Raw genomic sequence first — 19,875 nt, forward strand, 5'->3', positions numbered from 1 at the left:
TGAATTAATCTTAAAGTTGGGATAGCAATTTCTTTAGTCTTGATAGAGCTTGTTCTCTTGCTTTTTTGTTATCATCAGATGCATCCGGAGCCTGTCCTGAACGCATGAAGCCATGTCCCGCTCCCGGGTAAATCTCTGGTTTGTATGTTTTGTCGTATTCGTGCATTACTTCTTTTGACATATCGATGGTAGCATTCACTCTATTGTCATCACCTCCATAAAAACCATAAACTGGTGCAGATATATTTTGATAATCAGCAGGATCTTGTGGGCCTGAACCATAAAATACAAAATAGGCTTTTGGCACATCTGAATTTGTAGCATGCCTGAATGTTTGTGACCCTCCCCAGCAAAAACCCATTACTGCAACTTCTCCATTAGCTGATGGTATTTGTTTTGCATAAGCTTCTGTTGCTTTTAAGTGATTTGTTATCATCGACGGACTTAATTCATAAATTGCTGTTCTTGCAGCGTCGCTGTCATCAAAATCTGGCGTATTACCTCCGTTTGGAGCCTTACCAGATAAAAAGTCCGGCGCAATAACGATATAACCCATGCCTGCCATCTGGTCGGCCATGCTTCTTGCCCAGTCGTTTAGACCTCTGTTTTCATGAATGAGAATGATAACAGGAACTTTCTCTGATACCTCAGGATATACCATAAAACAAGAAAATGATTCCTCACCATAGCTAATAGTAATGTTTTCCTGATGGCGGGGAGAAGTTTCTAGTTGTTTAATTGCCCAATCTTGTGAGTGGATAATTGAAATACAGAAAATGAATAATAAGATAGTGAAAAGTGGTTTCATGGTTAACTGATTGATTTACATTAATATAATAATAAATCACCAGTAGTTAGTCAATTGACTTATTCAATCACCTCGAAAAGTTGTTTTATTTGATTTCCGTTCTCATCGATTACTGTAAGCAGATGCTTTCCCGGAGTTGCTGAAATTCCCATTTTATGGTCTCTTATTGTGTAGCCAAGGTATTCTGAGTCGATATGCCAGTATATTTTGGTATTGCTGTTTTCATGTGCTGCCTCAAATATTGTTTGACCTTTGTTTCCTGCCTGCTCTTTTGGAATATGCACCTTCACATAATTATTAGGATAGATCAAATCAAAAAATGTCTTTTGCTGATTTTGCTCACAGTCTTCACTAAAAGAAGGGAGGGAGCGATAACCAGGATTGAACTGTTTAAAATAATAGGCCTGTACAGGTGGAAGTATAAAGAAGGGTACATTTTGAATTTCAGAAACTGAATAACAACTGCTGTTTACTCTTCTTTCTTTTACTTTATCTAAATGCACAAGCTTGTGATATGTACACTGGGCAGTTTCTTTGATCGATCCGGGTAGCGCAATAGTTGTTGTATTTGTGCAAATCTTTGAGGCAGGCATTCCGCTTTCTACGCAAATGATCTTTTCTTGTCCAAATGGATCTATTAAATTTAATTGACCTCCAATAACATCAAATAATTTAAACATTAAAGGAGCGGCAGCAGATACACCTGTCAGTCCCGGGCGACCTTCACCATCAGCGTTTCCTATCCAGACACCTACAAGATGATTGTCAGTGAGACCAATTGCCCAGGCATCTTTGAATCCATAGCTAGTCCCGGTTTTCCAGGCAATTTTCTGTGAAGAAGCAAATCTTTCCCAGCCTGACTCAGAATCTGGTCGATTTAACATTTGCATGGCGTCAAGGGTAAACCAAACTGATGAGGGGTTTAATATCCCTCTGTTATCAAGTTCTGGCTCTGACTCTTTAGAGCTTTTTTGTAAATAGAAATTCGGATGGTAATCAGCTGCAGAATAACCTTTGTTTAGCGGTCTATCTAAATAATTATCCATAGCTCGTTTCATACCGGCATAGGCTGCAGATAATTCCCATAATGTTGTTTCAGCTCCTCCAAGTATAATTGAAAGACCGTAATGATCTGCCGGTTTGTTAAATGATTTGAATCCTATTTTTTTTAGGTCAATATGAAATTGTTCATATCCGTAATCTTGTAAAAGGTGCACGAAAGGAACATTCAAGCTGCTAGCCAGTGCATCATTTGCATAAACTGCGCCTCTATATTTTTTATCAAAGTTCTTTGGAGCAAATCCATTATAGAATACTGGAATGTCTGGTAATAACTGATAGGGACTAATCAATGATTTATCAACTGAAAGTGCATACAAAAATGGTTTGAGCAAACTTCCCGGGCTTCTTTTGGATGTCACAATATCAACATGCTGACCATGATCACCTTTTTTATTTGAGTTTCCGATATATGCAATAGTACTTCCGTCCTCAATATTAATGATGATGGCAGCAGCATTATGTATCTGGTTTTGACTTAGCCTATTACTGTACTCATTTAAAATCTCTTCAGACTTAATCTGAATTCGTTCATCTAATGTGGTATTTACTTTTGTGCCATTATTACCTTCCTTCTTAGATCTGGTTAATAGGTGACTGGCATGGTTAGGTAATGTTACTGTTCCTGAAGGTAGAGATTCTTCCTTTGCAAAATAAAGCTCTTCTTCAGAAATCAACTTCCGCTCAGCAAGTTTTTCCAGAAGTGTATTTCTTTTTTTTAAAAGTAAGGGTTGGTTTTTTCCTGGAAATATTGAAGAAGGGTCATTAGGAAGAATAGCCAAAGTAGCAGCCTCTGCCCAACTAAGTTGGTGAGGAGGTCTTCCAAAATATTTGTATGAAGCAGCTGATATTCCTACTATATTCCCTCCAAAAGGAGCATTATCTGCATAGGATTTTAAAATTTCCTCTTTTGAATAGAACAACTCCAGTTTGAATGCAGCTAATATTTCTTTTAATTTTTGAAATTTCGTTCTGCTCTGGTTTCCATAAGCCATTCTGACTACTTGCATGGAAATGGTACTTCCTCCGGAAACAGTTCTTCCCGCAGTAATATTTTGTCGAATAGCCCGAAATATCGATACTGGATTTACTCCGGGATGGTTATAAAAGTATTCATCTTCAAAAAGCATTAATGACTTTTTGTATTTCTCCGGAATTGAATCTGATTCAGGGAATCTCCATTGTTCATCATCAGCAATGCTGACATTGAGAAGCTTTCCGTTTTTTGAATAAAGTGTTGTAGAATGTGGTGATTGAAACAGAGGTTTGGGTAATGGAATAACAATTATAAGAAAAATCAGGACTACAAGGCAAATGCCTGAAGTCCTGATAAAAATCTTTTTAGTTTTGTTCATTCCTGTTATCAATTCGAAAAATATTTATGGTATAACCTGTACCCATTGACCTTCCGTATTAGCAAAAATTGAATTGTCATACATAGCTTCAACTTTTACCATTGGTTGGTAATACCTGCCCTTATATGAAGCATTTAATAACACTTCAAATGTTGCCGACTGGTTAACATCCAGGTCAAAATAGTGCATAACTCTATCATCGCGAATGTCCATATAATCAGCTTTTGAACTGGATTGAGCAGAACCGTCAAGTCTTGTGTTGATGATTTCCCATCCTGAAGGGAAAATTTGAGTTAAAGCCAGATCTTTGTAATTTCCTTTTGATCCTGGGTTTGATACCGTAACAATTGCCTTGAAGTTTGTTCCCTGTGGTAGCCTTGAAGGATCAAGTTTCTCACCATTCATGCTTTCATAGGCAATTTTGAAATTAATGTTTTGAGACTTACTACTTTCTTTACCTTCCACTGGTATTCCGGTTCTGATAACTCTCACATAAACCGGAGAAGCTGCATTGTTTTTTACAGCAATTTTTGAGCTCTTAAATGAATTTTCAATTGGAATTTGATTGATGAAGTATTTGTTTTTTAAAGAGGTTGTCTTTCCTTCAACAGTTACTTCAACATCAACATTTTCATCAATATCAAACCCTTCAGTGTACTTTGAAATAGCTATGAAACTATAGCCAGTAGTTTGAGTACTCATCCATTTATTAGCATCACCCATTTCAGAGGAAATGTCCATTACTAAATTAAAAGCATTTTCTCTTTCACCAATTTTAGTGAGTGTTTCAAGCATCATAGCTTTGTCTCTTAATTCAGAACCAAAATTATATTGCCTTTTATTAGTGGTTATAGGAGCAATTTGGGTTCTAAGGTCATTTATCATTGATTTAGCCTGATCAACATAACCTGCTGTAGCATATGCCAGGGCTAATCTCCATTTTGCATTTAATCCGATATCCGGATTTTCCTTCATCCTGTTCATCGCTCCTAATTCAGGCTCACCAGCTAATGCCAATGTGTATAAACGATAAGCCTGCGATAAATCATGGTCATTATCATAAACAAGGTCACCCCAACTTGAACCTTTTGACTTCTGGAATGATATCCAGTTTTGTAGTAAGTCATCCGGAACAAGGTATCCGGCTTCTTTCGCAGCTAATAAGAAGTGTCCGGCATAATTTGTTCCCCAAGCATTTGCATACTCTCCTCCCGGCCAATATGAAAATCCACCATTAGCCAGTGCAAAAGTTCTGATTCTATTAATAGCAGCTTCAATATTCGTTTGAATTTTTGATTTTTCTTCTTCGGAAAGGTCAATCAAATTATCAAGATATAACTGTGCAAATACTGAGGAAGTTGTCTGTTCGATACATCCGTGTGGATATTTTATCAGATAATCCAGTCGTTGCCTGATGTTTAATGCAGGCATAGAACTAACCTCTATAAAACCGGTGTTGCTTCCTTCAATTCCGATTGGTGAATAACTTGATGACCAAGACTCATTGGCAGGAAGTACCTTGCCATCAACAGAAATTGAAGCCGGATTACGCGGGATTATGTTCATTTCAATATCGTACTCAGCTTTCAATCCTTTGGCAGTTGCAATTACATGAACTTTACCAACTCCCGGTTTATCAGATGCAACAATATCAAAATCTATAATCTTGTCTCCTTTCTTTGAAAAGCTGACTTTTTTAGTTGAATTACCTTCAACTTTTAAGCTTCCGGTTGTTTCTACTTTAATATCTACCGCTCCAACATTAGATCTTAATGCAAAAACATTTACGGGTAGTTTCATTGTTTCTTTTGGTCCTGCAACTCTTGGTAAAGTAGCCATGACCATAAGAGGTTGTTTTACTGGTGTTGCTGTTTCGGAGCTACCATATGCACCACTGTTTGCTGCAATAACCATTGTCCTGACACTACCAATGTATTGAGGCATCATGATTTTGTGAGAAGTAGTTTCACCATCCTCCAGGTAAAACGGACCTAAAACTTTCGCTACCGGTTTAAACCTGTTTGCCTCTTTATTGTCTTTGGCTTTTAATTCTCCGTCACCACCAACAGCAAGTAGATGCTGCATCTTTCCGGTAAAAGCATCAAGAACATCATCGTATATGTCCCATGTTTTTATACCAAGTGCTTCACGACTATAAAAATTTTCCCATGGTTGTGGAGTTTTGAAATTTGTGATGTCTAATAACCCTTCATCAACAATAGCTATTGTGTAAGCCATTGCTTTCCCATTTTTCTCAGAAACTTCAATTGAAAACTCTTCCTGTGGCCTTAGCTCTTTTGGCATGTTAATAACCGGCTCAAGAATTGTTTCATTATTTACAACCTTGATAGATTGTACACCATATAATCTTATTGGTAAGTCATTCTTCTTTTGCCCATGTGGCTGAATCATAGTCAGGTGCGCATAAGTATTTGGAGCCATGCTTTCTTCAGCTTCAAAATTTACAGTTGTTTGGCCAGACTCAGTTTCAACCCAGAAGGTTTTGATAACCTCACTACCATTTTCAAGGCTCACTAATAATCTGTTCCCTTCAGTTGATGGTAATGTCAATTCAACCTCTTCACCAACATTGTACTCTGCTTTATCTGTTGTGAAGTCTAGCATTGAAGCACCATCAAGATCTCCTCTTTTGGCTTTTCCAGCCCAGCCGGGCCAGTCAACATATATAATATCACCAGCTGAATGCCCTGATTCCGGATCTTCAACCTTAAGGTAATATCTTCCCCATTCAGGCTCATTGATTCTTAAGGTGTACTCGCCTTTTCCGTTGCTTGTACTTATCGTTTTTGTGGAAATAGGGTCGTTGTAACTGCTACCAACATAATTACTAATACTTTCATAGGAGTTATCCCACCACCATCTCCATTCTAACTTGTATAGCGTTACTTTTAATTCGTCTCTTGAAACAGGGTTACCCTCTGCGTCAACTGAGGCTATTTGAATCGTGTGATTTTCATCTGTCAATAAGATTCCTCTTTTGTCTCCTTCAGGAGCTTTTAAGCCCACGAAACTTGAATACGGAAAATAAGGGACTGATGTAGAACTGATACTGAAATCTCCTCCTTCTTCATAAACTTTGCCATAAAAGACAGCATTTAATGCCCCGGGAGCATTATCATTATCTCCAAGATCAACTTTCACTTTAGCAAAACCTTCATCATTAAGTTTACCTTCGAATATAGGCTCTCTGCTTGAATAGAAATCCTTTGACTGATCATCAAAGACGAAGTTTGGAAAAGATTTAAAGGTTGTTTTAACAGGGCGAAGCATAATGTCAAACTCGGCCTTCAGGTTTTTTGCTGTAGCACCTGTTAGCCATTTTACATTAAGGTCTCCGGTTACTTCCTTGTCATTTGCAGTAAATTGTTCTTTGTCAAATGTTAAATTGACTTTAAGCCTGTTAGGTTTTATTGTCTCTATCTTAACAGTTTTTTCAAACGTAGCACCACCCACTTTTGCTTTTGCTTTCCAATTACCTGTTGGGGCATTTTGAGAAGTAACGAAGTCAAACCTGAACATTGGCCCAACATTTTCAGAGCTGATCTTCCTAAAAGCCATCTGACCGGCAGGGTTGTAAAGTTCCATAATCACCGGGTGATTTTCCGGAAGATTGTTTGACTTGTCTTCAATGATGAATCCTAGGTGAACAGTGTCTGCAGGTCTCCATACACCTCTTTCTCCGTAAATAAATCCCTTTAATCCTTTTTGGATTTTATTTCCTGCTACATCAAAATTACTTAGAGAAAGAGATGATCCATCATCTATCTTCAGATAACCAGTAGTTTTATTTTTCTTTGCTACAACAACAAATGGGGTTCCTTCCATTTCCAGCTCCACTTTGCCTTCGCTTCCTGTTTGCCCCTTAGCTAATAACTGCTGCTGGTAATCATATACTTCAATATTAACTCCAGATAATATTTCAGTGGTATTCAAATCTGTAACGAATACTGAAAGTTTTCCTCCATCACTTTTTTTGGCAATTAGACCAAGGTCTGAAGAGAAAAGCATCTTGTTTACACTTCTTCGTCTTCCATAATAAGAATTACTACATGGGTTGTCTCTTTCTGACCAGTCATAATCAGGGCTGTAGTAATATTCATAAGAATCCCAGTAAGATGACTCTTCTGTCTCATTCCAGTTTTCTTCTATATTATCAATTGCTTCAATATTGTCTTCACCGGCACAGTAATACAATGAGTGAGCCTTTTGGAAGCCAATATTTATCTGGTAAAATGCTCCTGGCTCTGCATTAAATATATCTTCAAGATTTAAAGAGAAACTATTCCACTTATTTAAGTTAGTAACACCACTTGAAGTTAATGGAATTACTTTTCTTGCTACAGGCCTTGCAACTCTGTTTAGTTCTCTTGTGCCTCCGAGGCTATTAACCTGAAGATATTGGATCATGTTATCCTCAAAAACTCTGACAATAGTTACCTCTACAGCTTTTAATCCAATTGCCTCAAATGGTAAAGTAAGGTTTTTTGAATTAGGTATAATTGATTTGTCACTCTCGTTAACAAGTTTAACTGCTGGCTTTTCCTGTAGAAAAGTGAGATTTTTGCGATAGATCTCCGGAAGTCTTTTTCCTGATATGTTCTTTACTCCCGGGCTAATTACAATATTGAAACTTTCAGTAGGCTGGCTTGTTGGATAAACTTTAATTTCATTCAAGTCAACTACAATACGAGGACTCTTTGATGTATTTGTAAGAGATACAAGACCAATAAGATTTTGATCCGGGTCTATTGGTTCACTCATTAAAACTGAAATATAGGTGTCTGATTTTCTAATGATATCAGCTGACATCACTGAAAAGTCACCTGGTTTTGGGATTTTCACCTTATATGATTCTTCTTTATCAACACCAATAGCATCACCGTCTATTTCAATTTCAACTGGTTCAGCAGATTCTGTCCTGCTTACATTTTCAATGCTAAATGAATAAGCATTATCCGTTCGCTCTGGATCGATGGTAACTTTCAGGTCCTTCCCGGATTGTTCTGCTTCTATTACCTCCTGAAGTTTTTCCCTGTCAGCAATGTCTGCTGTATACAGGAATCCGTAAACTTTTACTTTTGAAAGGTCTTTATCATCGTAATATTTAACTCCTCTTACATCCACTTCGAAGTTTTGAATAAAAGTTTGAAATATAAACCTGAATTCTTCCTTGTCATCATCAATATTGGGAATAATTGCCCCCAGATTTACCGTTGCCTGGTACTTCTGATCATAAGGAAGTTGTTTTGTAGGTTTGAAAACAAGAGTGTTCCCGGTAAGGAAAGTGTTTCCTTCTATTGATGGAGAGAAGTCGAAAATTTCATCAAGCTGATCATTGCTTAAACTATCTGAAAGTGATTTTGCTAATTGTAATCTTATTTCACTTCCAACGCTGATTACACCGCCGGTATAGGAACTGATATAATCAACAAATATGTTTTTTGGACTTACAAATTCACTATCACTTTTTTTACAACCGAATAAAAAAAGCAATAACAATAATAAAATTGGTGTTTTTTTCATGTTGATAACTATGTTAAGCAGACTTGTTAGAGTCTTAAAAGTTGTGCTGAAATCAAAAAAATATGGTTAATACCATCAGTTGAAAGTATTGATTGCAATATACAATTTTGATTTTCAGATAGAAAATGTTGGAAAGTAATAAATAAAAGAAACCGCTATATTTTTTGACTCTTTGATTTAGAACCAAAATGGATTAATTTAAAAGTAAATCCTGTTTAAATGAAAAAAATCTTTGTAACCGCACTTATAATGTCAACTATTGCATTCAGTGCAGATTCCCAAATCCTGATTTCATTGATTCTTGGCGATAAACTCAACTCTGGAAAAATCGAATTTGGGCTTGAAGGAGGCCTTAATATGTATGGACAAAGAAATTTGGATGTGGGGAAAATCGCTCCCGGCTTTAACCTGGGCTTCTATTTTGATATTCTTTTGAAAGAAAATCTATACTTGCATACCGGTGTTCTGGTAAAGTCAAATAGTGGTGCCAATGGTTTATCTCCATATAGTTTAAATAATCCCGGGCTTGATAGTCTTTTGGAAGGGGGGGAAGTAAAAAGGAAGTTAAACTATTTTTATATTCCGGTATTAGCAAAATATAAATTTCCAAACAGAATATTTGTAGAAGGAGGAGTACAGACCGGCTTGCTTTATAAAGCAAATGATAATTTTATTAAGGATGTCAAAGATGATGAAGATTTAAATTATCGAAATAATATCAGAGACCAGTATAATTTATTTGATTTTGGTGTGGCTCTGGGGACTGGTTACAGATTGATAAAAGGAAATGGGATGAATTTAGGTGTAAGATATTATCATGGGTTAACTAATGTTGTTAAAAAGGAATATGAAGAAAAGAATTATAATTACTCATTGTTTGTATATGTAAATATTCCGGTTGGAGCTGGAAAAGCAAAGGCTGAACAATCAAATTCAGGGGCTAATTAAACAATGCCCTGTTCAACCATTGCATCACCAACACGAATAAAGCCGGCAATATTCGCTCCGTCAAGATAAATAGAGTCTTTTATATTGTATTCCTTTGCAGCTTCTAAACAGTCTTTATGAATAGTATTCATTATTTTCATGAGCTGCTTATTTACTTTTTCTCTTGTCCAGCTTTCACCCATTCGGTTTTGAGTCATTTCAATACTTGATACAGCAACACCTCCAGCATTCGAAGCTTTGCCTGGAGCATACATTACGCCAGATCCCCTGAGTAATTCTTGTCCTTCACTTGTTACTGGCATATTAGCGCCTTCTGCAATAAGCTGGATTTTATTGTCAATGAGATTTTTAACATCCTTATCATTAATTTCATTTTGAGTAGCACAAGGGAATGCACAATCAGCAGGGATATTCCAAAGCTCATTATAGTCATCATTTTTTGAAGTTTCATGATATTCAGCATTGGGAAATTCATCAATATATTCTTTGATTCTACCCCGACGCTTGTTTTTAATATCCATGATTACTTTAAGTTTTTTCTCATCAATGCCCTCTTCATCATAGATAAACCCTGACGAATCTGATGCTGTGACTGGAGTACCGCCCATTTCAATAATTTTCTCTATTGCATGCTGGGCAACATTTCCGGCACCCGAAACCAGACATCTTTTTCCTTTCAGTGAATCATTTTTTTCACCAAGCATATTGCAGGCAAAATATATTAGCCCAAAACCTGTAGCTTCAATTCTTACCCATGAGCCTCCCCATTTTACATTTTTACCAGTGATTACTCCTGTAAATTCATTTTGCAATTTTTTGTATTGACCAAATAGATAGCCAATCTCACGGCCACCAACACCAATATCACCTGCAGGGATGTCGGTAAATTGACCAAGGTGCCTGAATAGCTCATTCATAAAGGCCTGGCAAAAACGCATTATTTCATCTTTTGACTTTCCTTTAGGGTTAAAATCAGAACCTCCTTTTCCACTTCCAAGGGGCATTCCGGTGAGTGCATTCTTAAATGTCTGTTCGAAGGCCAAAAACTTAAGAATTGAGTAATTAACACTTGGATGGAACCTCAATCCCCCCTTAAATGGACCAAGAGAACTGTTCATCTGTACACGATAGCCACGGTTAACCTGAATTTCATTATTATCATCTACCCAATTGACCCTGAATGAAATCAACCTTTCAGGCTCTGTCATCCGCTCAAAGATTTTTAAATCACGATAAATACTATGCTTGTCCAATACTGGTTTTACCGAATCATATACTTCTTCTACTGATTGAATAAATTCTGGTTGATTGGGATTTCGTTTGGTTATTCTTGAAAGAACTTCATTTTTAGCCATTATGATTTAATTAAGATGGGTAATAGTAATTTAACTTAAAAAAAGCATTTAATACATGGTTGGCTACTTTGTTATTTAGATTGTAATAATGTGGTATTTAGTTAATATTAATAGAAATATATATGATTTGCTTTGTAAGAAAAGAAAAAGATCCCCTCAAATTAATTAAAAACATAAGCGGATCTTGTTAGAAGAAATTTAATTAAGATAATATTGGGATTGATACTAATTTTTTTACTTCATTTAAATTTGAAGTTGAAACTGAATCAATTAATGTTCCATTTTTAAATAAGGCATAAAAGGGTACAGCATACACACCTGCTGTTAATCTGGTCTTTGGGCAATCAGGAGCATCCATTTCTGCAATTGTAATATCTCCTAGTTGTCCTTCTTCAACCATAGAATCAAAGGCTTTTTGAGTTGATTTACATGAACCACACCATTCGGCTTTAAACCTTACCAATAAAAGGCTCTCTTCTTTCGATACACTTTCAAAATTCTCATCTGTCAATTCAATTCGTCTCATAGTCAAACGTTCAAAAAGTTAATTAAATAACGATATGACTAGGAAAAGGCCTTTTTGTTTTAACGGTGCAAGATTTTTTTTCTGATATCCACCAGTTTTGATTAAAAATTCAAATGAATATTGATTAAATTATATTAAAAAATAAGAATCGTTATGAAATGGCAAGGACGACGAGGCAGTAGTAATGTTGAAGACCGCAGAGGAAGCTCAATGGGAACACGTGGAGGCTTAGGGTGCGGAGGAATAATTATTATATTATTAATATCCTGGTTACTGGGGATTAATCCACTTCAGTTATTTCAGGCTTCATCCGGAGTTACTAATGTAACCCAACAAGAACAACCCTATGAGGCTACTGCTGAAGAAGATGAATTGGCACAATTTGTAAAAGTAGTCCTTGCTGATACCGAGGATGTCTGGGGAAAGGTGTTTTCTGAAAAATATGGTGAAGATTATCCCGAACCCACATTGGTTTTATTTAATGGTCAGGTACAATCAGGTTGTGGATTTGCCGGAGCTGCCACTGGTCCTTTCTATTGTCCTTTAGATCAAAAGGTTTATATCGATTTAAGTTTTTATAATGATCTTCAAAATAGATTTGGAGCACCTGGCGATTTTGCAATGGCTTACGTTATAGCTCATGAAGTCGGTCATCATGTACAAAACCTTTTGGGTTATACAGATAAAGTTCATAGCCAAAGAAATAATCTGTCAGAAGCAGAATACAATAAATTATCAGTTAAACTGGAGTTGCAAGCAGATTTCCTTGCCGGATTCTGGGCTCGTCGAGCTGATGAAATGTTTGATATTCTTGAACAAGGAGACCTTGAGGAGGCAATTAATGCAGCAAATGCAATTGGAGATGACAGGCTACAAAAGCAGATGCAGGGTAGGGTAGTTCCAGATGCTTTTACTCACGGAACATCAGAACAGCGCATGAAATGGTTTAAAAGAGGGTATGACTCAGGAGACCTTTCCTATGGTGATACCTTTTCTACTGATTCAGAAGATTTATAAGAACAGCATTTCATATTCTTTAGAAATGTTTCTTGGTTTACGGGTATCCTTATTCAATAAGCACCAAGTAGTAACTGCTTTTGCAGCCAGGATATTGTTACTGTAGATTTCGACCTGTCTTTTAGATAGGGGGCCTTTCATATTCAATACTTTTGTCTTTGTTTGAATATTATCATTAATCAATATCTCTTTTTTGTAATCAATCTCATGTCTTAAAACAACCCATATATTCTGATCTTGCATTTCTGATGGGGCTACGTTCTCCCAGTGAGCTCTTGCTGTTTCCTGAACCCATTTTAAATACACTATGTTATTAACATGACCTAATTCATCAATATCTTCACTATTTATATCTATATCTAAGCTAAACTCTTTCATTTATTTGGCATATTTTGTTGTTTCGTATCTTAAATCAATTAATTACTATGAAGCATATCTGGCTGCCACTAATTTTCTTCTTATTATTGTCATTGACTAATTGTAATAATAATCAAATCTCATCTGATCTGGATAGCGATACAACAGTTTATGAATCAACTGTTATTTTTTTAACCAGACATGCAGAAAAAGATACTGTTGGACGAGATCCTGAATTATCTGAAAAGGGGAGAAAACGTGTCGAAGTATTAACTAATATGCTAAAGAATGTAAAGTTTGATGCCGTATATTCAACTAATTACCTGAGGACGATTCAAACCGTTAGACCCATTGCAGAATTGAATAGTCTGGTGATAATGCCATATGAAGCTCAAATGCCTCCGGAAAAATTTTCAGAACAATTATTGAATGATGAAAAAGGAAACACTATATTAATATCCGGACACTCAAATACAATACCTTTTATTGTTAATTCCTTAATGGGATTTTCAGAGTTAGGGCAATTAGATGAAAATCAATACGGAGATCTTTTTATGATTATTATATCTGGGAACAATAAAGAGTTGATAACCTTAAATCAACCAATTATTGATTAAACAGATATCAATTTTTATTTAGAAAACGAGTGAAAGATAGAATTAGTCTGGTAAAGAATGTAACCAGGCTTTAAGCTTTACTCATAGCAGAAATGTGAATAATAATAAATTAAGCTTATTAAATCCTGTTGTTGATTATTATTTTATTGAATAAATGATATTTTTTTGTATAAAATGTTATTACATATTAATTTCCAAGCCCTAAAATCAAAATATAATTTATTAACCAGCTAAAACGATTATGATTTTTGAATTTAATTACGAAGGGGAGGATAAGTCAGTGTATTTACTCACTGCCCGGCTTCGGATGGACTTTTTGAAACAAAAGTTAGGAGATGACTTTAAAGTGGTAAATAAAGACGATGAAATCGGATTGATCCTTCACTATGAGGCAACTAAGTTTGCTAAAGATAATTTAAGCTTAAATGGGTTCGGGTCAATAAACTATTCCCCAATAGAAGAAGACGCTGTTGAACCTAGATATAAGATTCAGATTTTAAAATAAATAAGTTCTCAACCAAAAACTCTCTTGATTTAAACTGTAGTTGTTTGTTACTTTACAAGAAGTATAAACACTTATAATTATGAACAAACAACTAGCAAAATTAACTGCATTAGTATTTTCATTATTCTTTATTCTGGTATCATGCGGAGGAAGCCATTCTGATGTGGTTGAGTCCGGAACTTACACTGGTGTAATAGAGAAAGTAAATGCTGATGAAGTAGAAATCTATGTGAAAACATCAGATGATAAAACCCTTGAATTATACTTTAATGATGATACACAATTATTAAAGCAGGGAGAATCTGTAGATTTTTCTGTTTTATCTGAAGGAACACCGGTATCAGTTGAAGTTGAGAAAGTAGGAAAAAAAGTTGTTCCGAAATCTGTAACTATAATTGAATAATATGAATCAAGTTCCCGGAATGTGGAGGGAAGAATTATGGCATCCGATGTCAGTACATTTTCCGATAGGAATAATTTTTATTGGGGTTTTATTTGCCATACTTTCTTTATTTCCATTTATAAAGGAAAAACACAGTTTTGTAAATCCGGCTTCAAGATTATTATTAATCATAGGAGTTCCGGCTTTATGGTTAGTAATCTGGACAGGAAATGAAGCATATGAAATTGTAGGAAGGACTTTATGTGATCCAACCGTCAAAGATGATCATGAATATTTTGGATATCTTTTGGGCTGGGTTTACACAATAGGGACTGCGTTATTTATTGCTTCATATTATTTTAATAGATTACCAACCATTATTTTCAGAAGCCTTGGAGCCATTTTATTAATGGCATCATTATTTTTGGTTGGATATGTCGGGCATTTAGGTGCCTCTTTGGTATATCAGCAAGGTGCTGCTGTTTACCATCCAGATGAAAATTGTACAGGATTTGAATAAAAAAAAATGGGAGGATATTCCTCCCATTTTTTTATAATTTAGTGACAATTTCATCTATCTTTTTTCTTGATCTTTTACCTATTTCTCGGTCTCGAAATGGCTGATCAAGTTTATGTGGTTCGTCTGGGTATCCTAAGGCTATGTAGCATACTGGCTCAAGATCATCTTCTATATTAAATGTTTGGATTGTCTTATCTTTATCATACCCACCCATCATATGTCCAAGAATTCCTTCGTTGACCGCTTGAAGAAGTAACGTTGTATTAGCGGCTCCGACATCATGGAAAGAATGTGTATTTATATTACCATTTCTGGTAAAAGTTTTCTTTGCCAGGCTCAAGATTAATATAGCTGAATCTTTAGCCCACTTATAATTTCCCTCCATCAGACATTCAGCCATTTTATCAAATGAAGAGCTTCCTTTGTGAGCATAAATGTATCTCCACGGTTGCTCATTCATACTACTTGCGGCCCATGAAGCAGCTTCAAACAGGAGCCTTAATTTCTCATCAGAAATTTTTTCTTCCCTGAATGACCGTGTGCTCCACCTTGATTTAATTAAATCATGTACAGGTTGATCGGTTTCAGCTAACTTATCAGTGTGTTGTGATACATTTATTAATTCAGTTGTTTCCATCGTTATTCCAGGTTCATTGGTACATCCATCAATAATATTTCACTATTATCAGAGGCTTTGATATTTAGGCTTTCAGTCTCCCAGATTCCAATAGCATCTCGTTTATTTAATTTCTCACCTTCAATTTCAATACTACCTTCAAGTAAAAACAAGTAGACTCCATTTCCTGTTTTTTTTATGTCATATGAAAGCTCTTTTCCAGCTTCCAAGGAGGATAGGTTAAACCAGGCATCCTGATGAATCCATACACCTTCATCATTTTTATCCGGTGATAAAACTTGTTGCCATTTATTTATGCGTTCGGATTTATCAAAACTTAATTGATCATATCTTGGAGTCACATCCTTTTTATTAGGGAATACCCATATTTGCAAGAATTTAACTTCCTGATCCTTATTTTTGTTCATTTCGCTATGCACAATGCCAGTACCGGCACTCATTACCTGAACGTCACCTTCTTTGATGATTTGCTCATTACCCATATTGTCTTTGTGCTGTAAATCACCACTTAAGGGAATTGAGATAATTTCCATGTTGTCATGAGGATGAGCGCCAAAGCCCATTCCAGCTGCAACTGAGTCATCATTTAATACTCTTAAAACGCCAAAATGCATTCTTTCTGGGTTATAATAATTTGCAAAACTGAACGAATGCCATGAATCTAACCATCCATGATTTGCATGTCCGCGACTTTCTGATTTATGAATTACCTTTTTCATGATTACTTCTTATTTACAATATTTGTTTAAACAAATGTTAAATTATATAACGATATAATTTCAAAAAGGTTTTATTTTATAAAGTAAACTGACTTAACAGCCTGTAAACCTCGTTAATATTTCCGTCGTCCTTAAACTCTTTTGTAATAGGTTCAGATTGTCCGCGAATCCAGATTTTTAAATCTGCATCAAAATCCAATAAACCCGCACTTTCTTTTGAGAATTTAATTATGCTACCGTAAGGAATGGTCAAGTATTCCCTTTTCTTTCCAGTGATGCCTTGTTTATTTACGAGAATCAATCTTTTATTTGTGAATACGAAAAAATCCCTGATAATTTTAAATGCTTTTTTCAGTTCTTCGCCTTCAACCATTATCGGAGTGAATTCAGCATGAATTTTATTTAAAGAGAGTTCTGAGGCATTCCCCATCAGGTTATCAAAAATTGACATAATGTTTAGTTTAGGTTATTAATTGAATCTAATAAACTTTTATTATTTGTCCTGTGCAAAAACCCAGTATACTTTTTTCATAGGCTTTGATTACATCTTCTATTTTTACAGCATTATGTCCGGGAAATGCAGATCCTAAAGCTTCGACTGAATCTTCCACCAAGCCTGGTGAAATAACATTAACCCTTAATCCTTTTTCAAATAGTTCCATAGCGGCTGCAGGAACGAAAGCATTGATGGCACCATTCACCATCGATAATGCAGCCCCGTGTTTTATTGGATCTTCAGATAAAATACCACTGATTAAAGTAAATGAGCCTCCTTTTTTAAGATGATGTTGTCCTTCCAAAACCAGATTAATCTGGCCCATTGCTTTATTTCCGAAGCTATCCATACCGTGTGTATAATTAAGTTTTGAGAATGGACCGAAATAGGCTCCTCCCGTTGCTGAAATTACCGCGTCAACCGGCCCAGCAGATTCATACATCTTCTTTATAGATTCCGGGTCTGTTATATCAGCATTAATATCACCGGCATTACGACTAACATTTATAACTTCATGATCTTTAGAAAAATGATCAAACAGGTGTTTACCAATTGTACCTGATGCTCCGACAAGTAAAATTTTCATGATAATATTGATTTTGCATTTGATTATGTTTTAAATAGTTCAATTTTGGATATTGTAACATATATCACAGAATTGAAGGCTCCACAATCCTACATTTGTGTAAAATTTAACTAAAAATGTTTATAGCAGCACTTTTATCAGCAGTAATTATTGGAGTCAGTTTAGGACTAATCGGAGGGGGAGGATCGATCCTTACAGTTCCTGTTTTTGTATATATGTTAGGTATTACTCCAGTCTTGGCAACAGCCTATTCATTATTTGTTGTCGGATCAACGAGTCTTGTTGGTTCGATCGCTTTTATGAAAAAAGGACTAGTCAATTATAAAGCAGCAATTGTATTCGCCATACCATCATTCATTTCTGTATACCTGACTAGATTGTACATTATTCCGGCAATTCCGGATGAAATCTTTAGTATAGGAAATTTCGTTGTATCTAAAGATATGGCTATCATGGCATTTTTCGCCTTGATTATGTTGGCTGCCTCAATTTCAATGATTAAGAAAAAGAAAAATGGGGCAGGCGATGAACAGACTGAAGTTACACCGAAATTTAACTTTCCTATGATTGCTCTTGAAGGAGCATTTGTTGGAGTGTTGACTGGAATTGTCGGTGCAGGTGGTGGATTTCTGATTATTCCAGCTCTTGTATTATTAGCTAGGATTCCTATGAAAATGGCTGTAGGTACATCATTACTAATAATCTCGGCAAAATCACTTATCGGTTTCCTTGGAGATGTACAAAACCAGCCAATCGACTGGACATTCTTATTAATCTTTACAAGTATTTCAATAGTAGGTATAATTTTAGGGAGTTTCTTGTCTAAAAAAATAAGTGGTGAAAAACTTAAAGCAGGATTTGGTTATTTTGTTTTAATTATGGCCGTTTATATACTTGCAAGTGAAATTATAAAAGCATCATGATGAAAAAGAACACACTATTACCGCTAGTTATATTGTTGTTAATCACTTCTTTAATGTCGTGTAATGGACAACAATCAGAAAATGGAAGTTATACTTCAATTGAAGCCTCCGAGTTTAAAGATAAAGTTGAAGCTTCAGATGTTCAATTAGTGGATGTCAGAACCATTAGTGAATATCAAAGTGGTCATTTGCATGGAGCAGTTCTTGCAGATTATTTAGGAGGACAGTTTACCGAATATAAAACCAAACTAGATAAAAGTAAGCCTGTATATGTTTACTGTGCAGTTGGAGGAAGAAGTAAGCGAGCTGCACTGGAGTTAGAAAAAGAAGGGTTTGAAGTCATTGAGTTGGCAGGTGGAATAACCGACTGGAAGGCTAAGGGATTTGATGTAGAGAATTAATATGAACAATTACTTTGAGATCATTAAGAATGCATATTTCGGATATGCAAATTATTTGTGGAGTGAAATAAGTAATCCTTCATGGCATAATTATTTCTATTGGTTGATAGGTGTCTCATTATTCTTTTTTGTGTTAGAGGCCGTCAGGCCATGGAATAAAAGTCAGAAGTTATTTAGGAAAGACTTCTGGCTTGATGTGTTCTATATGTTCTTCAATTTCTTTTTATTCTCTCTTATAATATACAATGCAGCAAGCGATGTAGTTGTTAATTTTTTTTATGATCTACTGGCATCAATAGGTATTAATAACCTGGTAGCGTTTGAGGTGATGTCCTGGCCGACCTGGGCACATCTGTTGGTTGGATTTCTTGTACGTGATTTTGTTCAATGGAATACACACCGGTTATTACATACAGTGCCAGCATTATGGGAATTTCATAAAGTTCACCATTCTGTAGAAGAAATGGGTTTTGCAGCTCATCTCAGATATCATTGGATGGAGACAATCGTTTACCGCAGTATCGAATATATTCCTTTGGCATTAATTGGAATTGGATTACGCGACTTCTTTATAATACATATCTTCACATTAGCCGTTGGTCATTTTAATCATAGTAACATTAAGGTGGGGCTTGGACCATTAAAGTATATATTTAATAATCCTCAGATGCACATCTGGCATCACGCAATGGAAATTCCTAAAGACAGACCCTATGGAGTAAATTATGGAATCACATTGAGTCTTTGGGATTATCTTTTCAAGACAGATTATATTCCTTATGAAGGGAAGGGAATAAGATTAGGGTTTAAAGGTATTAAAACTTTCCCTAAAAGCTTCGTAAGCCAAATATTATATGGTTTTGGAAAGAAAAATCAAAATTAGCAAAATTATTTCAATGTAAGGTTTGCAAATAAAAATAATCTTCTTACCTTTGCAATCCCTTTCGGAAACAGACGGTGAAAGAAAGCTAGAAATTGAGGTAATGAGAAGGAGTTTATAGGGTTGGGAGCCGGGTGTAAGAGTCTGGTTTAGAGCTTGAAAAAGAAAAGAAAAAATAAACTTCAAAAAAGTTGTGCGGAATTAAAAAATATGTTTCAATTTTGCACTCCCAAAACGGGG

19 protein-coding genes are annotated in these 19,875 nt (G+C 35.6%); 9 read left to right on the forward strand and 10 right to left on the reverse strand.

The features are described from left to right. Positions 1 to 10 precede the first annotated feature (10 nt). From HH304_RS18465 to HH304_RS18475, 3 genes are read right to left on the reverse strand one after another with little or no spacing between them, the layout of a single operon-like run. Complete coding sequence (locus HH304_RS18465; protein WP_169684763.1) at positions 11 to 808, reverse strand: dienelactone hydrolase family protein; 798 nt, start codon at positions 806 to 808, stop codon at positions 11 to 13. A 59-nt stretch (positions 809 to 867) separates the two neighbouring features. Continuing rightward, on the reverse strand, positions 868 to 3,222 hold the full coding sequence (gene pbpC / locus HH304_RS18470) for a penicillin-binding protein 1C (protein WP_169684764.1): 2,355 nt from the start codon (positions 3,220 to 3,222) through the stop codon (positions 868 to 870). A 24-nt stretch (positions 3,223 to 3,246) separates the two neighbouring features. Further along, on the reverse strand, positions 3,247 to 8,766 hold the full coding sequence (locus HH304_RS18475) for an alpha-2-macroglobulin family protein (RefSeq protein ID WP_169684765.1): 5,520 nt from the start codon (positions 8,764 to 8,766) through the stop codon (positions 3,247 to 3,249). Between the two features lie 219 nt (positions 8,767 to 8,985). Here HH304_RS18475 and HH304_RS18480 point away from each other — a divergent pair, with 219 nt between their 5' ends. After that, complete coding sequence (locus HH304_RS18480) at positions 8,986 to 9,714, forward strand: porin family protein (RefSeq protein WP_169684766.1); 729 nt, start codon at positions 8,986 to 8,988, stop codon at positions 9,712 to 9,714. Here HH304_RS18480 and gdhA read toward each other — a convergent pair. After that, complete coding sequence (gene gdhA, locus HH304_RS18485) at positions 9,711 to 11,069, reverse strand: NADP-specific glutamate dehydrogenase (RefSeq protein ID WP_169684767.1); 1,359 nt, start codon at positions 11,067 to 11,069, stop codon at positions 9,711 to 9,713. The genes HH304_RS18480 and gdhA overlap by 4 nt on opposite strands. Before the next feature lie 202 nt (positions 11,070 to 11,271). Further along, the gene (locus HH304_RS18490; RefSeq protein ID WP_169684768.1) at positions 11,272 to 11,595 is read right to left on the reverse strand and encodes a thioredoxin family protein; all 324 of its coding nucleotides are present in this window, start codon (positions 11,593 to 11,595) and stop codon (positions 11,272 to 11,274) included. Positions 11,596 to 11,748: 153 nt separating this feature from the next. Here HH304_RS18490 and ypfJ point away from each other — a divergent pair, with 153 nt between their 5' ends. Then, positions 11,749 to 12,612: a KPN_02809 family neutral zinc metallopeptidase gene (gene ypfJ, locus HH304_RS18495; protein ID WP_169684769.1), complete on the forward strand. Its 864-nt coding sequence runs from the start codon at positions 11,749 to 11,751 to the stop codon at positions 12,610 to 12,612. On the opposite strand, the gene HH304_RS18500 is transcribed toward ypfJ, so the two are convergent. After that, the gene (locus HH304_RS18500) at positions 12,607 to 12,990 is read right to left on the reverse strand and encodes an acyl-CoA thioesterase (RefSeq protein WP_169684770.1); all 384 of its coding nucleotides are present in this window, start codon (positions 12,988 to 12,990) and stop codon (positions 12,607 to 12,609) included. The two genes, ypfJ and HH304_RS18500, sit on opposite strands and share 6 nt — an antisense overlap. A 47-nt stretch (positions 12,991 to 13,037) precedes the next feature. Between HH304_RS18500 and HH304_RS18505 the strand changes: the two genes are divergently transcribed. The 4 genes from HH304_RS18505 (at position 13,038) to HH304_RS18520 (ending at position 14,993) form a co-directional block, all read left to right on the forward strand. Next, the gene (locus HH304_RS18505; protein WP_169684771.1) at positions 13,038 to 13,586 is read left to right on the forward strand and encodes a phosphoglycerate mutase family protein; all 549 of its coding nucleotides are present in this window, start codon (positions 13,038 to 13,040) and stop codon (positions 13,584 to 13,586) included. 241 nt (positions 13,587 to 13,827) lie between these two features. After that, positions 13,828 to 14,091, forward strand: coding sequence for a hypothetical protein (locus tag HH304_RS18510; RefSeq protein ID WP_169684772.1), 264 nt, complete (start codon positions 13,828 to 13,830; stop codon positions 14,089 to 14,091). A gap of 79 nt (positions 14,092 to 14,170) precedes the next feature. Continuing rightward, positions 14,171 to 14,494, forward strand: coding sequence for a hypothetical protein (locus HH304_RS18515; protein WP_169684773.1), 324 nt, complete (start codon positions 14,171 to 14,173; stop codon positions 14,492 to 14,494). Between the two features lies 1 nt (position 14,495). Next, complete coding sequence (locus tag HH304_RS18520; RefSeq protein ID WP_169684774.1) at positions 14,496 to 14,993, forward strand: DUF2231 domain-containing protein; 498 nt, start codon at positions 14,496 to 14,498, stop codon at positions 14,991 to 14,993. Positions 14,994 to 15,024: 31 nt separating this feature from the next. Here HH304_RS18520 and HH304_RS18525 read toward each other — a convergent pair whose 3' ends face one another. From HH304_RS18525 to HH304_RS18540, 4 genes are all read right to left on the reverse strand, one after another. Further along, positions 15,025 to 15,630 carry a nitroreductase family protein gene (locus HH304_RS18525; RefSeq protein ID WP_169684775.1) on the reverse strand — a complete coding sequence of 202 codons (606 nt, stop codon included), beginning with the start codon at positions 15,628 to 15,630 and terminating at the stop codon, positions 15,025 to 15,027. Positions 15,631 to 15,632: 2 nt separating this feature from the next. Beyond that, positions 15,633 to 16,349: a pirin family protein gene (locus tag HH304_RS18530; RefSeq protein ID WP_169684776.1), complete on the reverse strand. Its 717-nt coding sequence runs from the start codon at positions 16,347 to 16,349 to the stop codon at positions 15,633 to 15,635. A gap of 76 nt (positions 16,350 to 16,425) precedes the next feature. Further along, positions 16,426 to 16,800, reverse strand: a complete 375-nt coding sequence (locus tag HH304_RS18535; RefSeq protein ID WP_169684777.1) for a PH domain-containing protein — start codon at positions 16,798 to 16,800, stop codon at positions 16,426 to 16,428. Between the two features lie 28 nt (positions 16,801 to 16,828). Beyond that, the gene (locus tag HH304_RS18540; RefSeq protein ID WP_169684778.1) at positions 16,829 to 17,431 is read right to left on the reverse strand and encodes a short chain dehydrogenase; all 603 of its coding nucleotides are present in this window, start codon (positions 17,429 to 17,431) and stop codon (positions 16,829 to 16,831) included. Positions 17,432 to 17,547: 116 nt separating this feature from the next. On the opposite strand from HH304_RS18540, the gene HH304_RS18545 reads away from it, so the two are divergent. Genes HH304_RS18545 through HH304_RS18555 form a run of 3 tightly spaced genes read left to right on the forward strand, consistent with a single transcriptional unit; the run spans position 17,548 to position 19,638 of the window. Further along, positions 17,548 to 18,354 carry a sulfite exporter TauE/SafE family protein gene (locus HH304_RS18545; RefSeq protein WP_169684779.1) on the forward strand — a complete coding sequence of 269 codons (807 nt, stop codon included), beginning with the start codon at positions 17,548 to 17,550 and terminating at the stop codon, positions 18,352 to 18,354. Further along, the gene (locus tag HH304_RS18550) at positions 18,351 to 18,755 is read left to right on the forward strand and encodes a rhodanese-like domain-containing protein (protein WP_169684780.1); all 405 of its coding nucleotides are present in this window, start codon (positions 18,351 to 18,353) and stop codon (positions 18,753 to 18,755) included. The genes HH304_RS18545 and HH304_RS18550 overlap by 4 nt, the downstream gene beginning before the upstream one ends. A 1-nt stretch (position 18,756) precedes the next feature. Continuing rightward, positions 18,757 to 19,638, forward strand: coding sequence for a sterol desaturase family protein (locus HH304_RS18555; protein ID WP_169684781.1), 882 nt, complete (start codon positions 18,757 to 18,759; stop codon positions 19,636 to 19,638). Positions 19,639 to 19,875: the final 237 nt, after the last annotated feature.

Source organism: Marinigracilibium pacificum (genome assembly GCF_012926615.1).
In the GTDB taxonomy this organism is placed as follows: Bacteria; Bacteroidota; Bacteroidia; order Cytophagales; family Cyclobacteriaceae; genus Mangrovivirga; species Mangrovivirga pacifica.